At 68.2% G+C, this 14,054-nt stretch carries 14 protein-coding genes and 1 pseudogene; 5 read left to right on the top strand and 10 right to left on the bottom strand.

Annotated elements, in window-relative coordinates; translation table 11 throughout:
• Nucleotides 1-37: 37 nt before the first annotated feature.
• Nucleotides 38-898, bottom strand: coding sequence for an MBL fold metallo-hydrolase (locus tag VGU03_RS01735; protein ID WP_327478084.1), 861 nt, complete (start codon nucleotides 896-898; stop codon nucleotides 38-40).
• Nucleotides 899-1,087: 189 nt separating this feature from the next.
• Between VGU03_RS01735 and gap the strand changes: the two genes are divergently transcribed.
• The 3 genes from gap to VGU03_RS01720 all read left to right on the top strand — a co-directional run bounded on the left by gap (nucleotide 1,088) and on the right by VGU03_RS01720 (nucleotide 4,949).
• Complete coding sequence (gap, locus tag VGU03_RS01730; protein ID WP_327478082.1) at nucleotides 1,088-2,089, top strand: type I glyceraldehyde-3-phosphate dehydrogenase; 1,002 nt, start codon at nucleotides 1,088-1,090, stop codon at nucleotides 2,087-2,089.
• Between the two features lie 217 nt (nucleotides 2,090-2,306).
• Nucleotides 2,307-4,223, top strand: coding sequence for a cytochrome c/FTR1 family iron permease (locus VGU03_RS01725; protein WP_327478080.1), 1,917 nt, complete (start codon nucleotides 2,307-2,309; stop codon nucleotides 4,221-4,223).
• A 321-nt stretch (nucleotides 4,224-4,544) separates the two neighbouring features.
• On the top strand, nucleotides 4,545-4,949 hold the full coding sequence (locus VGU03_RS01720) for a group III truncated hemoglobin (protein ID WP_327478078.1): 405 nt from the start codon (nucleotides 4,545-4,547) through the stop codon (nucleotides 4,947-4,949).
• Between the two features lie 64 nt (nucleotides 4,950-5,013).
• Here VGU03_RS01720 and tpx read toward each other — a convergent pair whose 3' ends face one another.
• The 3 genes from tpx to VGU03_RS01705 are packed head-to-tail and all read right to left on the bottom strand — an operon-like array spanning nucleotide 5,014 to nucleotide 5,971.
• Nucleotides 5,014-5,514, bottom strand: coding sequence for a thiol peroxidase (gene tpx, locus VGU03_RS01715; protein WP_327478076.1), 501 nt, complete (start codon nucleotides 5,512-5,514; stop codon nucleotides 5,014-5,016).
• Between the two features lie 25 nt (nucleotides 5,515-5,539).
• Nucleotides 5,540-5,821, bottom strand: coding sequence for a hypothetical protein (locus tag VGU03_RS01710; RefSeq protein ID WP_327478074.1), 282 nt, complete (start codon nucleotides 5,819-5,821; stop codon nucleotides 5,540-5,542).
• A gap of 21 nt (nucleotides 5,822-5,842) precedes the next feature.
• Nucleotides 5,843-5,971: a hypothetical protein gene (locus tag VGU03_RS01705; protein WP_327478072.1), complete on the bottom strand. Its 129-nt coding sequence runs from the start codon at nucleotides 5,969-5,971 to the stop codon at nucleotides 5,843-5,845.
• A 238-nt stretch (nucleotides 5,972-6,209) separates the two neighbouring features.
• On the opposite strand from VGU03_RS01705, the gene VGU03_RS01700 reads away from it, so the two are divergent.
• Nucleotides 6,210-7,277 carry a hypothetical protein gene (locus VGU03_RS01700; protein WP_327478070.1) on the top strand — a complete coding sequence of 356 codons (1,068 nt, stop codon included), beginning with the start codon at nucleotides 6,210-6,212 and terminating at the stop codon, nucleotides 7,275-7,277.
• 302 nt (nucleotides 7,278-7,579) lie between these two features.
• Here the strand turns inward: VGU03_RS01700 and VGU03_RS01695 are convergent, their stop codons facing one another.
• From VGU03_RS01695 to hppD, 5 genes and pseudogenes are all read right to left on the bottom strand, one after another.
• Nucleotides 7,580-7,897 carry a hypothetical protein gene (locus VGU03_RS01695; RefSeq protein ID WP_327478068.1) on the bottom strand — a complete coding sequence of 106 codons (318 nt, stop codon included), beginning with the start codon at nucleotides 7,895-7,897 and terminating at the stop codon, nucleotides 7,580-7,582.
• Nucleotides 7,894-8,880, bottom strand: coding sequence for a fumarylacetoacetate hydrolase family protein (locus VGU03_RS01690; protein ID WP_327478066.1), 987 nt, complete (start codon nucleotides 8,878-8,880; stop codon nucleotides 7,894-7,896). The genes VGU03_RS01695 and VGU03_RS01690 overlap by 4 nt, the downstream gene beginning before the upstream one ends.
• 21 nt (nucleotides 8,881-8,901) lie before the next feature.
• Nucleotides 8,902-10,200, bottom strand: coding sequence for a homogentisate 1,2-dioxygenase (hmgA, locus tag VGU03_RS01685; protein ID WP_414655925.1), 1,299 nt, complete (start codon nucleotides 10,198-10,200; stop codon nucleotides 8,902-8,904).
• 135 nt (nucleotides 10,201-10,335) lie between these two features.
• Nucleotides 10,336-10,530 (bottom strand): annotated as a pseudogene (locus tag VGU03_RS15635) (DUF559 domain-containing protein); the annotation flags it as partial.
• Nucleotides 10,531-10,671: 141 nt separating this feature from the next.
• Nucleotides 10,672-11,766 (bottom strand): 4-hydroxyphenylpyruvate dioxygenase, encoded by a 1,095-nt coding sequence (gene hppD / locus VGU03_RS01675; RefSeq protein ID WP_327478064.1) that lies wholly within the window; start codon nucleotides 11,764-11,766, stop codon nucleotides 10,672-10,674.
• Between the two features lie 183 nt (nucleotides 11,767-11,949).
• Between hppD and VGU03_RS01670 the strand changes: the two genes are divergently transcribed.
• Nucleotides 11,950-12,420, top strand: a complete 471-nt coding sequence (locus tag VGU03_RS01670; protein WP_327478062.1) for a MarR family winged helix-turn-helix transcriptional regulator — start codon at nucleotides 11,950-11,952, stop codon at nucleotides 12,418-12,420.
• A gap of 38 nt (nucleotides 12,421-12,458) precedes the next feature.
• Here VGU03_RS01670 and VGU03_RS01665 read toward each other — a convergent pair whose 3' ends face one another.
• Nucleotides 12,459-13,964 (bottom strand): peptide MFS transporter, encoded by a 1,506-nt coding sequence (locus tag VGU03_RS01665; protein WP_327478060.1) that lies wholly within the window; start codon nucleotides 13,962-13,964, stop codon nucleotides 12,459-12,461.
• Nucleotides 13,965-14,054 lie beyond the last annotated feature (90 nt).

Genomic DNA, 14,054 nt, shown 5'->3' with positions numbered 1-14,054 from the left:
CATTGGAAAAACGGCCGGGGAGTTTGCCACGCGTCGATCAATCCGTTCGCAGCGGCAGCTTGAGATAGCGCTGGCCGTTGGCCTCCGGCGGCGGCAGGCGCCCACCGCGGATGTTCACCTGCAGCGCGGGCCAAAGCAGCCGCGGCGGCGCCAGGCCGGCGTCGCGCTGACGGCGCATGGCGACGAACACGCCCTCTTCCACGCCCTCGCGGATGTGGCTGTTGTGCGCCCGCTGCTCGGCGATGGATACCTCCGCGCGCGGCGCCGTGCCTTCGGGCGGGTAGTCGTGCGCCAGGAACATGCGGATGGCGGGCAGGCCATAGATGCGCCAGACCGAATGGAACAGCGCATGCGCATCGCCGCCGGGGAAGTCGCAACGCGCCGAGCCGGCGGCGGGCGAGAACAGCGTGTCCCCCACGAACACCGCGTCGCCGACCAGGTAGCTCAAGCTGTCCGGCGTGTGGCCGGGCGTGGCGACGACACGGACGAGGAGGTTTCCCAGCGGCAGCTCGTCGCCGTCGTGCAGCAGGCGGTCGAACGCGCGGCCGTCGAGGCCGGGCTCGGCCGCATCCAGGCCCAGCCGATGGCGGAAGGTCGCCTGCATCTGCTCGATGCCGGCGCCGATCGCAGTGCAGGCGCCGGTGCGCTCCTTCAGCCAGTGCGCGGCGGACAGGTGATCGGCGTGCGCGTGGGTCTCCAGGATCCAGCGAACGCGTGCACCCGCGCGTTCGGCCGCTGCCAGCACGGCGGCCGCGCCGGCGTGGCCCACCGCGCCGCTGGCCGGGTCGAAGTCGAGCACCGGATCGATGATCGCCGCCTCGGCGCCGGCCGGGTCGCGCACCAGGTAGGTCCAGGTCGAAGTGGCCACATCGAAGAACGGCGTGATGTTCGCTTGCATGGCATCGGCTCCGGCTGGCGGCCGGAGATGATCCTCGCACGAGCAGGCGCAAACGGCCGATGACGGGATACGTGCCTGGGCAGCTATCTCTGTGCCGGAGCCGAACGCGGCTTCAGGCTAAAATGCGCGTTCTCTGGCGACCCGGCGGGCCGCCAGCCGTCTTCACCGAACCAGAGGAAGCAAACGCCCATGGCCATCAAGGTCGGCATCAACGGCTTCGGCCGCATCGGCCGCAACGTGCTGCGCGCCGCCGTGCAGAACTTCGCCCAGGACATCGAGATCGTCGCGATCAACGATCTGCTGGAGCCCGATTACCTGGCCTACATGCTGCGCTATGACTCGGTGCACGGCCGCTTCAAGGGCGAGGTGTCGATCGAGAACGGCCAACTGGTGGTCAACGGCAAGCGCATCCGGCTGACCCAGGAGCGTGACCCGGCCAACCTGAAGTGGGGCGAGGTGAAGGCGGACGTGGTTATCGAGTCCACCGGCCTGTTCCTGACCAAGGAAACCTGCCAGAAGCACCTCGACGCGGGCGCCAGGAAAGTGATCCAGTCGGCGCCGTCGAAGGACGACACGCCGATGTTCGTCTACGGCGTGAACCACGAAAAGTACGCCGGCGAGGCGATCATCTCCAACGCCTCGTGCACCACCAACTGCCTGGCGCCGCTGGCCAAGGTGCTCAACGACAAGTGGGGCATCAAGCGCGGCCTGATGACCACCGTGCACGCCGCCACCGCCACCCAGAAGACCGTCGACGGCCCGTCCAACAAGGACTGGCGCGGCGGCCGCGGCATCCTGGAGAACATCATTCCCTCCTCGACCGGCGCGGCGAAGGCCGTGGGCGTGGTCATTCCCGAGCTCAACAAGAAGCTCACCGGCATGTCCTTCCGCGTGCCGACCTCGGACGTGTCCGTCGTCGATCTCACCGTCGAACTCGAGAAGCCGGCGTCCTACGCCGAGATCTGCGCCGAGATGAAGGCGCAGTCCGAGGGCGCCCTCAAGGGCATCCTGGGCTACACCGACGAGAAGGTGGTGGCCACCGATTTCCGCGGCGACGCGCGCACGTCGATCTTCGATGCCGAGGCCGGCATCGCGCTGGACTCCACCTTCGTCAAGCTGGTCAGCTGGTACGACAACGAGTGGGGCTACTCCAACAAGTGCCTGGAAATGGTGCGGGTGGTGGCGAAATAAGAGCGGGCGGCTTCCTCGACGGAAGCCATCGCATGCAGGAAGGCCGGGATCCGCGAGGGTCCCGGCCTTTTTTCGGTCTGGAGGCGCCGGAATGGGCGCCGCCCACGCGCCGGGAGGGCCGACGCTGCGGCATCCGGACACGGCCACCGCCCCGCACGCGGTTACAGCCTATACTGTGACAATGATAGGCATTCTCAACAAGTGGACGATCCGGACGTTGACTGCCGTTCTGCTGGTGTCCGGATGCCCTGCCTTCGCCCAAGCCCCGCCGCCCTCGCCCGCCACGGCCAACACCCCGGCGCCGGCCGCGGTCAGCCAGACCTGGCAGATGCTCGATTACCTGGCCACCGACTATGCCGGCGCCGTGCGCGACGGCCAGGTGCAGAGCGCCTCGGAGTTCGCCGAGATGCGCGAGTTCGCCGGCACCGTGCGCCAGCGCATCGCGCAACTGCCGCCCGGCACGGCCACGCCGGCATTGCAGGCGCAGGCCACGCGCCTGGCGCAGGCGATCGATGCCAGGGCGCCCACCCGCGATGTCGCCAGCCAGGCCCACGCGCTGGCCGATGCCTTGCTGGCCGCCTATCCGGTGCCGACCGCCCCGGCGCAGACGCCCGACCTGGCCCGCGGCGCCACGCTGTACCGGCAGAACTGTGCCGCCTGCCACGGCGTAGGCGGCCAGGGCGACGGGCCGGCCGGCCGTGCGCTCGACCCGCCGCCGATCGACTTCACCGACCGCACGCGCGCCGACCAGCGCAGCGCGTTGTCGCTGTTCGAAGCCGTCAGCCAGGGCGTCAAGGGCACCGCGATGGCCGGCTACGCCGACCGCCTGCCGGTCGAGGACCGCTGGTCGCTGGCCTACTACGTCGGCACCCTGGCCTACGCCGCCGAGGCGCGCGACGGCGCGCAGGCCTGGCAGCACAGCGCGACGGCACGGGCGCGGCTGGACAACCTGGACGAACTTTCGCGCGCACGCGTGGCGCAGCTGGCGCCCGTGCTGGGCGAACGGCAGGCACGCGCGATCCTGGGCTACCTGCGCGCGCATCCGGACGCGCTGCCTAAATCCGCCGCCGGCCTCACGCTGGCGCGCGAACGACTGGCCGCGAGCCTGGCCGCGCACCGGCACGGCGACGCCGCCGAGGCGCAACGGCTGGCGCTGTCGGCCTACCTGGATGGCGTGGAGCCGGTCGAACCGCAGCTGGACGCACGCGACGCCGCGCTGCGCGCGCGGCTGGAAACCGCCATGGGCGCCTACCGCACTGCGGTCGCCGGCAACGGGGCCGAGGCCGAGGTACTGGCCCGGCAGCACGAGGCCGACGCCCTGCTGCAACGCGCCCAGGCCACCCTGAGCGGCGGTACGGCCGATGCCGCGTCGACCTTCCTGGGCGCCTGGACCATCCTCGTGCGCGAGGGACTGGAAGCGCTGCTGGTGGTGGTCGCGCTGCTGGCCTTCCTGCGCAAGGCCGAGCGCCCCGCCATGCTGCGCTACGTGCATCTGGGCTGGAGTCTGGCCCTGCTCGCCGGCCTCGCCACCTGGGCCGTGGCCAGCTACGCGGTGGCGATCAGCGGCGCCGGGCGCGAGCTCACCGAAGGGCTGTCCTCGCTGTTCGCCGCCGCGGTGCTGCTGTGCGTGGGCCTGTGGATGCACCGCAAGAGCGTGGGCGGCCGCTGGCAGAGCTACCTGAAGGCAAAGATGGCCGCGACGCTGGACCGCTCGGCCTGGTTCCTGTTCGGCCTGGCCTTCATCTCGGTCTACCGCGAGGTGTTCGAGACGATCCTGTTCTACGTGGCGATGTGGAACGAGGGTCCGCGCGCCTGGCTGCTGGCCGGCATCGGCGTGGGCGCGGTCACGCTCGCCGCGATCGCCTGGCTGCTGCTGCGCACCAGCCGGCGGCTGCCGCTGGGCAAGTTCTTCTCGGCGAGTTCCATGCTGATCGCGCTGCTCGCCTTCGTGCTCACCGGCAAGGGCATCGCCGCGCTGCAGGAGGCCGGGTGGATCGGCGTGCATGCCGCGCCGTTGCCGCGCATCGAGCTGCTGGGGATCTATCCGACCTGGCAGTCGATGAGCGCGCAACTGACGGTGGCGCTGGTGCTGGCGGTGGGCTATGCGCTGAACCTGCGGACGTCGCGCGGTTGATGGCGCGCCCGAGAGCGCCCCAATCGGCGCGTCACACCCTCTCCCACAACGGAGGAGAACTCATTCAGGATCGCCCACGCACGGGGGCAGTCGATCCGCTCGTCACGGTCGATGACCAGGAAGTGGCCTTCGTGAAACCCGTCCGCCGGGAGACTTCGACGCAGTCGGTGTGCATGTAGCTGACGCGCGCAAGACCGGCCGGCCCTATCGGTTCTTCTCCTCGTTCCCGGCCATGCCGCCTTAATGAAGGGCGCGCTGACCCTCAAGTAAGCTGTGCCCCCGGCGTCGCCCGCGGCGCCAGGGTCCCCATCGAACGATCCCATGTCAGATACCACGCTCACCGAAGAGGCGATCGCCCGCCTGGTCGACCGCTTCTACGACAAGGTCACCGCCGATCCCGTGCTCGGCCCGGTATTCAATCCGGCGGTGCACGACTGGCCCGAACACAAGCGCCTGCTCACCTCGTTCTGGTGCTCGGTGGCGCTGCGTGCGGCCAGCTATCGCGGCAACCCGATGGCCGTGCATCGCCAGCTCCCGATCCGCGCCGAGCATTTCGATCACTGGCTCGCGCTGTGGAGCGCCACCTGCACACAGGAGCTGGACGAAGCCGGCGCGGCGCAGATGGTCGACTACGCCCAGCGCATCGGCCGCAGCCTGAAATACGGCATCGGCTTGAATCCCGAAGCCCGCGGCATCGGCGTGCCGCTGATCTCCGTCAGCCACTGAGGCTCCGCGCCGTTCGGCTCCCTCTTCCCGGCTGCGCCGGAGAAAGGGAGCACGCGCCTTCGCTTCAGCCCAGCGCCTTGATGGCCGCGTCGTAATCGGGTTCGTGGGTCAGTTCGTCGACCAGCTGCGCATGCAGCACGCGGTTGTCCTCGCCCAGCACCACCACCGCCCGGGCGGCCAGCCCGGCCAGGGGACCGGTCGCCAGCGCCACGCCGTAGTCGTCGAGGAACTCGCGTCCGCGCATGGTCGAGAGCGTCACCACCCGCTCCAGGCCTTCGGCGCCGCAGAAGCGCGCCTGCGCGAACGGCAGGTCCGCCGAAATGCACAGCACCACCGTATTGGAGAGCCCGGCCGCCACTTCGTTGAAGCGCCGCACCGAGGTGGCGCACACGCCGGTATCGATGCTGGGAAAGATGTTGAGCACCTTGCGCTGCCCCGCATAGCTGGCCAGCGCCACGTCCCCCAGGCCGTTGCCAACGAGCGTGAACGCCGGCGCCTGCGCGCCCTTGGCCGGAAACGTTCCCGCGACCTCGACCGGCTCCCCCTTGAACTTCACTTGCGACATGGCGGTTCTCCTCGTCTGGATGGACCTACAAGTAGACCATGGTCCTGGCCAGGAACACGATGCCCGCCATCACCGCCAGCACGATCCGGCGAGTGTGGCGGAAGCGGCACACGCTCATGCGCCCGCGCGCGCCGGCCCAGACCGCGTTGACGAACACGCCAAGCACGGCGAAGGCCAGCGTCACCTTGAGCAGCAGGAACCAGCCCAGGCGCGCGCCCACGCAGGCGATCCCGCCGCAGCGGCTGTCGAACAGCTTGCCGCCGCTGGCAAGAAGCAGCAGCACCACGAACCGCAGGAAGCGGCGCACGGCCGCCCGAGTGACGCTGCGTCACGCGCTGACCAACGCCACCAGCATCGAGTAGAAGTAACCGATGGCGAGCACGTGCAACGGCGCTCGGCCGAGCACCGGGCGGTGCCCGGCCGGCAGACACACGCTCAACACCAGCGCATGAGCCATCGGCCGTTGCGTGCGTCAAGCGGGTTCCACCATGCCCCGCGATCGGGGCGGCTGGCTTAAGGCATTTTAGATAGCCGCTTCACCGGCACCCAAAGATGCCGGTCGCACACTCCTGGGCATTCCGCTTCGCGTCCAGTCCAGGGGGAACCCGCGTAGAAGGAGGTGTCGTATGCGCGGTCTAGTCACCAACCGTCCCGGGCGTAGCCCCGCAAGACATGCGCTCGGACCAGCTATCGCATTGGCCATCGCTGGCGTGTGGTCGCCGGCGATGCCGGCGCAGGTACAGCACCACGGAATGATGGGGCGCGGCGACGTGTTGATCGCCGATCAGTTCAACAATCGCGTGATCGAGGTCGATCCGCACACCCACTACATCGTGTGGCAATTCGGCACCGGCTCGGACAAGCCCGGACCGCACAGCGTGGTGGGCACCAACGACGCCGAGCGCTTCGGCCGCTATACGCTGATCTCCGGGACCGGCATTCCGCCCAGCAGCCCGCCGTTGCCCGGATGCTCCGACCCCATCAACGGCTGCCCGGACAACCGCGTGTTCGTGGTCGACCACGAAGGCCACATCGTCTGGCAGTACGGCAAGGCCGGGGTGACCGGTGCCGGTTTCAACCGCCTGAACACGCCGGTGCAGGCGGCGGTGCTCGATGGATTCCGGGACGAGCCGGGCTTCCACGTGATCATCACCGACCAGGGTAACCAGCGCGTCATCGTGGTCGACCGCTTCCACCACGTCGTGTGGCAGTACGGCACCACCGGCGTGGCCGGTAACGGGGCCAACCAGCTCAGCAATCCCAACAGCGCCGAGCTGCTGGAAAACGGCCACGTGCTGATCGCCGACGAATCCAACAACCGGGTGATCGAGGTAACGCTGCACGGCCACATCGTGGCCCAGTTCACCGCCGGCGGCACGGTCAACGGTGCCGCCTTCGCCAGTCGGTTGCGCAACGGCGACACGTTGATCACCGACTCCAACAACAACCGCATCGTCGAGGTGAACCCCCATGACGTCGTAGTCGGCCAGTACTTCACCAACAAGCAGACAGGCAGCAATCCCAATCCGCTGCCGACGCGAGCGGTACGCCTGCGCGATGGCGACACGCTGATCAGCGACCAGTTCAACGAACGGGTGTTCGCGGTTTCGCCGCACGGGAAGATCGTCTTCACCCAGGGCAAGCTCAACGTACCCGGCGACGGCTTCAATCGGTTGAACGGGCCGTACGATGCCAAAGTCATCGGCGATTTCACCGGGCTGACGCCGCCGTGGGCGGATGACGACGATGACGATGACCGATAGCGCGCCGGACGCTGCGGCCGCGGAAAAGCCGCCGGCAAGTGATGTGGATCAGCGGCAGGGCGACGCCGCCATGGAAACAGGGTGGCGTCGCCCTGCGGGCCCTGTTCTCAGGCCTGCAACGGTATCTTCCCGGGCGGTCGCAACCCGCTGGCGGCGCTGCTGGCCGCACCGCGCGGCAAGAGTGTGGCTCATGGGCCAGTGCGCCGGTGACCCCAGAGTTGACCCTGACTGAGGTCTGGGGCGCAACCGAGCTGGGTGGACAGAAGGTCGCAGGGCTTCGCGCAAGGCCTTCGCCGGAAGGCTCAACCCCGCACCGCACCCTCCAGATAGATCCGCGCCGCCGTCAGATCTCGCGCATCGAGCGCATCGGCGGACGACACCACGTTCCCGCCGCCATGGCACGAGGCACACAGGTTGTGCGGCAATGCCGCTGCTGCGTGGGCGGCCGCGTGGCCGAGGGCCTGGGCTGGAGCGGCATGGATCGCCAGGCCCAGCAAGGGCGCGGTGGCGCCGGCGACGAGAACGGAGAAAGGGTGCGGCATCGGCAGGCTCCTTCGATGGACGATGCCCGGCGGACCGGGACCACCCAGGCGCCTGTGCGCCTGGGTGGCGTCGATCATGCCGACAGCGGCGTGACGATTTGTTCGATGGCGCCGAAGATCGAAGCCCCGTCGGCGTCGGTGACCTCGATCCGCAGCGAATCGCCGAACTTCAGGAACGGCGTGCTCGGCTTGCCGTCGCGCAGGGTTTCCACGGTGCGCTGCTCGGCCAGGCAGGAGGCCCCCTTGCCGGTGTCCTGGTTGGCGATGGTGCCCGAGCCCACGATCGTGCCGGCGGTGAGCGGGCGCGTCCTGGCCACGTGCGCCACCAGCTGCGCGAAGCTGAACTGCATGTCCACGCCGCATTCGGCCTCGCCGAACCACTGGCCGTTGAGCCAGGTGCGCATGGGCAGGTGCAGCTTGTCGTCCTTCCAGTACTCGCCCAGCTCATCCGGCGTGACCAGTACCGGCGAGAGCGCCGAACGCGGCTTGGACTGCAGGAAGCCGAAGCCCTTGGCCAGCTCGTTGGGAATCAGGCCGCGCAGCGAGACGTCGTTGACCAGGCCGACCAGCTGGATGTGTGCGGAGGCCTGCTCGGGCGTGGTCGCCATCGGCACGTCGTCGGTGACCACGATCACCTCGGCCTCCAGATCGATGCCGAAATCCTCGCTGGGCACCACCACCGGATCGCGCGGCCCGAGGAAGCCCGCGCTGGTGGCCTGGTACATCAGCGGGTCGGTGTAGAAGCTCGCCGGCACCTCGGCGCCGCGCGCGCGGCGCACGCGCTCCACGTGCGGCAGGTAGGCCGAACCGTCGACGAATTCATAGGCGCGCGGCAGCGGCGCGGCAAGCGCCGACACGTCCAGCTCGAAGGCCCCCGCGGCCTTGCCGGCATTGAGCTCGTCGAACAATGCATTGAGCCGCGGCGCGGCGTTGGACCAGTCATCCAGCGCAGCCTGCAGCGTGGGCGCGATGGCGCCGGCCTTGACCGCGCGCTTCAGGTCGCGGCTGACCACGATCAGCGTGCCGTCGCGGCCGCCTTCCTTGAGACTTGCGAGCTTCATCGGGTTCTCCTGCGGAAAAGTTCAGGCCTGCGGCGGCGCGAAGTGCCGCGCGATGCCCTGCCAGCACTGGTAGTAATTCTTCTGCAGCTGCGGCGACTCCAGCGCCTGGCGCGTCGGCCGGATCACCTTGCGCGTCTCGAACATGAAGGCCATGGTGCCGCCGATCACGTCGGGCTTGGAAAGATCCGCGTTCGAGGCCTTCTCGAAGGTGGCCGCATCGGGCCCGTGGCCACTCATGCAGTTGTGCAGGGACGCGCCGCCCGGCACGAAGCCTTCGGCCTTGGCGTCGTACACGCCGGTGATCAGGCCCATGAACTCGCTGGCCACGTTGCGGTGGAACCAGGGCGGGCGGAAGGTGTGCTGCGCCACCAGCCAGCGCGGCGGGAAGATCGCCAGGTCGACGTTGGCCGTGCCCGGCGTGTCGCTGGGCGAGGTGAGCACGGTGAAGATCGACGGGTCGGGATGGTCGTAGCTGATCGAGCCGATCGTGTTGAAGCGGCGCAGGTCGTATTTGTAGGGCGCGTAGTTGCCGTGCCAGCCGACCACATCCAGCGGCGAATGGCCGATCTTGGCCTGCCACAGCGCACCCTGGAACTTGGCGACGAGGCGGAAATCGCCCTCCACGTCCTCATAGGCCGCGCAAGGGGTGAGGAAGTCGCGCGCGTTGGCCAGGCAGTTCGAACCGATGGGGCCGAGCTCGGGCAGGCGCAGCAGCGCGCCGAAGTTCTCGCAGACGTAGCCGCGCGCCTCGGCATCGGACAGATCGACGCGGAAGCGCACGCCGCGCGGGATCACCGCGATCTCCTGCGGCTCCAGTTCGATCAGGCCGAGCTCCGTGGCGATGCGCAGGCGGCCCTGCTGCGGCACGATCAACAGCTCGCCGTCGGCGTCGTAGAAGAAGCGGCCCTGCATCGAACGGTTGGCCGCGTACAGGTGGATGCCGATGCCCGCCTGCTCGGCCGGGCCGCCGTTGCCGGCGACGGTGACCAGGCCGTCGACGAAGTCGGTGGGCTGCGTGGGGCTCGGCAGCGGATCCCAGCGCAGTTGGTTGGGCGTGGCCGGCGCCTCGTCGAAACGGTTGTGGAAACGTTCGTGCGCCAGCGGCTCGAACGGCGCGTGCACTGCCGCCGGACGGATGCGGTAGAGCCAGCTGCGGCGGTTCTGATGCCGCGGCGCGGTGAAGGCCGTGCCGGAGAGCTGCTCGGCGTAAAGCCCGTGGGCCACGCGCTGCGGCGAGTTCTGTCCCTCGGGGAGGGTGCCGGGGATCGCCTCGGTGGCGAATTCGTTGGCGAAGCCGGATTGATAACCGCTCGATTGCATGGCGCTCATCGCTTTTCGCTCTTGAGCCCCTCTCCCTTCGGGAGAGGGGTGGGGGGTGAGGGTCCGGTCGTGCGCGGTGCGAAGTATCGCCTCGAGCACCGCGTCCGTTTGCTGCAGTACTTCGTCATCCCAGAAGCGCATTACCTTGAGGCATTTCGCCTCGAGGAAACGCGTGCGCTCGCAGTCCACCTGGTCGTCATGCTGCGAGCCATCCAGTTCCACGACCAGCTTGCAGGCCTCACAGTAAAAATCTGCCACATAGGGCGGGATGGGATGCTGCCGACGGAACTTGAAGCCATCCAGACGGCTGGCACGCAAGCGATACCACATGGTCTGTTCGGCCTCCGTGCCTGCTTGCCTTAGCGACCTGGCTCGGTTGCGCGTCCTTGTCGGCAACGGCGGGTTGATGCGTCCTGGCATGACCGTACCCTCTCCCGAACCCCTCTCCCGGGGGAGAGGGGCTCAAAAGCGTCAAAGCACGCCGCGCTTCATCTGATCCCGTTCGATGCTCTCGAACAGCGCCTGGAAGTTGCCTTCGCCGAAGCCCTCGTTGCCCTTGCGCTGGATGATCTCGAAGAAGATCGGGCCGATGTTGTTCTGGGTGAAGATCTGCAGCAGCTTGCGCTGCTTGGTCTCCGGATCGGCGTCGATCAGGATCTTGTTCTTGCGCAAACGCGGCACGTCCTCGCCGTGGTTGGGGATGCGCAGGTCGATCACGTCGAAATAGGTGTCGGGCGTGTCGAGGAACTCCACACCCTGCGCGCGCATAGCCTCGACCGTGGCGTAGATGTCGTCGGTGAAGCACGCGATGTGCTGGATGCCTTCGCCGTGGTAGGCGTCGAGGTACTCGTTGATCTGGCTCTTGGGGTCGGACGATTCGTTGAGCGGGATGCGCACGATGCCGTCCGGCGCAGTCATCGCCTTGGACACCAGGCCGGTCTTGGCGCCCTTGATGTCGAAGTAGCGGATCTCGCGGAAATTGAACAGCCGCTCGTAGTAGTCGGACCACTTCTGCATGTTGCCGAAGTAGAGGTTGTGCGTGAGGTGGTCGATGAAGGTCAGGCCGAAACCCTTGGGGTTCTGTTCGGCGCCTTCGACCGGCGCGTAGTCGCCGTCGTAGACGTCGCCCTTGCTGCCATAGCGATCGACCAGGTACAGCATGCAGTCGCCGATGCCCTTGACCACCGGCGCGTTCACCGCCTTGCTGGAAGCCTTGTGATCGACCGCCTCGCCGCCGTTGGCCAGCACCTTCCGGCAGACCTCCTCGGCAGGCGTCTTGAAGCGGATCGCGAAGCCACAGGCGCAAGGGCCATGCTTGGCGGCGAAGTCGGCGGCGAAGGAATCCGGATCCTCGTTGACCAGGAAGTTCACGCCGTTCTGGCGGTACACGGTGATCGGCCGGCTCTTGTGCCTGAGCACCGCCGTGAAGCCCATCTTGCGGAACAGCGTGTGCAATTCCTGCCCACGCCCGGCCGGCGCGGCGAACTCGACGAACTCGAAGCCGTCGATGCCCATCGGGTTCTCGAACGTGGTGACCTGCATGCCGAGGTTCGGTTGGGCGTTCATGGCGCTCTCCTGGAATGGCGGAAGACGTAAGCTGGCGGCGCGGCCCTATCCGCAGCGTGCGCGGTGGCCACGAAGAATTCGGCTAGAACACCGTTATAGTTACATATGAAACCATTTGCAAGGAACCGCGCCGCCGTGCCCGCCAAGCGCCAACCCGCCCGTCCATCGGACGAACGTGTCCTTTTGAAGCACGCCCCGCCGAAGCAAGCCTCGCCGGAGCACGCGCCGCTGGAACTGGAGCATTTCCTGCCCTACCAGTTGTCGATCGTGTCCAACACGGTGAGCCAGGCGATCGCCGACGACTACCAGCGGCGCTTCGACCTGGGCGTGACCGAGTGGCGGGTGATGGCCGTGCTGGCGCGCTTCGACGGCCTGTCCGCGCGCGAGGTGGCCGAACGCACGGCGATGGACAAGGTGGCGGTCAGCCGCGCGCTGGCGCGGCTGGTCGAAGCGGGCCGGGTAAGCCGCGCCACCCACGATGGCGACAAGCGCCGCTCGGTGCTCAGCCTCAGCGAGGCCGGCTGGGCGATCCACGACCAGGTGGCGCCGATGGCGCGCCAGCGTGAGCGCGAGCTGCTGGCGAAGCTGGACGGCGAGGAACAGGCCTGGCTCGAGCGCATCCTCGACAAGCTGATGCCGCCGGAGAGCCCCTGAGCCCTCCCCGCTTGCACGGGAAGGCGCGGTAGCGGGGTCTACTTCACCCCGTGCATCAGCTTGTTGATCAGCGGCGAGATCAGCAGCAACAGCACGCCGGAACCGGCCAGCACCCAGAAGCAGAAGCTGAAGCCGGACAGCGCCGAGGCGACCGTCATGCCGTGCTCGCCGCTGATGCGGCTGGCGACGATGCCGGAAAAATCGCCGCCACCTGCCAGCGAAAGAAACCAGCCGCCCATCGCCAGGCCGACGAAACGCGGCGGCGCCAGCTTGGTGACCATCGACAGGCCGATCGGCGAGAGGCACAGCTCGCCCAGCGTCTGCATCACGTAGCACAGCACCAGCGGCCAGAACGGGATCAGCCCGGTGGGCCCGAGCAGTGCCTTGAGCGCGTACACCAGCACGATGAAGCCCAGTCCGTTGAAGATCAGCCCGAAGCTGAACTTGCGCGGGATCGACGGCTCGGCCTTGCGGCGCGAGAGGACTGCCCAGACCAGCGTCAGCAGCGGCGCAAGCACGAGGATCGACAACGGCGTCACCGACTGGAACCAGCCGACCGGGAACACCCAGCCGCCGAACATCTGCCGGTCCACCCAGTTCTCCGCCAGGAAGTTGAGCGAGGTGCCAAACTGGAAGTAGAAGGTCCAGAACACCACGCTGAAGACGAACACGATCAGCATGGCGATCACCCGGTGCAGCTGCACCCGGTCGTGGCGCATCGCCTCGACGATCAGCGCCGCCGCCACGCCGACGAACAAGACGCCGAGCAGCCACTGCAGGCCGTCGGCGCCGACGTAGGCCAGCAGCGCGTAGATCACCGGCACCGCGATGGCCGCGCCGATCAGCACCCACAGCACGCGCAGGCGGTTCTCCATGCCCGGCAGCGGACGACCCACGCCTTTCAGGCCGCGGCGGCCGAACCAGAACCACAGGAAGCTCAGCAGCATGCCGACGCCGGCGGCGCCGAACACGATGCGGTAGTTCTGCTGCATCGGCGTGTCGGTGAAATAGGCCGCCATCCAGCCGGTGAGCAGCGGCGCCACGAAGGCGCCGGCATTGATGCCCATGTAGAACAGGGTGAAGCCGCGGTCGCGGCGCGGATCGTCGCGCCCGTAGAGCTGGCCCACCATGGTGGAGATGTTCGGTTTGAACAGGCCGTCGCCGGCGATCACCAGCGCCAGGCCGAGCATCATCAACGGCTTGCTCGGCAGCAGCAGGGTGAACAGGCCCGCGGCCATCACCGCCGCGCCGAGCAGGATCGAGCGCTGGTAGCCGATCACCCGATCGGCCACGTAGCCGCCGAAGATCGAGGCCGCGTAGATCAGCGCGGTGTAGGCGCCGTAGATGCCGGCGGCCCAGCCCTGCCCTGCCGGATCGCCGTGGAAGAACTGCGCCACGATGTAGAGCACCAGCGCCCAGCTGACGCTGTAATAGGCGAAGCGCTCCCAGAACTCGGTCATGAACAGCATCCACAGCGGACGCGGGTGGCCGAGCAGTTGCGGGTAGTCGGGCGCGGCCGGTGCGGCGTCGGCGGTCTGGCTCATGGATTCCCCTCGAGTATGAGTGCGCGCTGGCCGCGCGCCATCGCAGACGTGTAACCGGCGCGAGGGCGCCGCGTCAATGGCGGCCCTTCC

The organism is Frateuria sp. (assembly GCF_035944355.1).
Classification (GTDB): domain Bacteria; phylum Pseudomonadota; class Gammaproteobacteria; order Xanthomonadales; family Rhodanobacteraceae; genus Frateuria_A.
The sequence above is the reverse complement of the archived record's forward strand: the minus strand, read 5'-3'. Positions and strand labels throughout refer to the sequence as shown.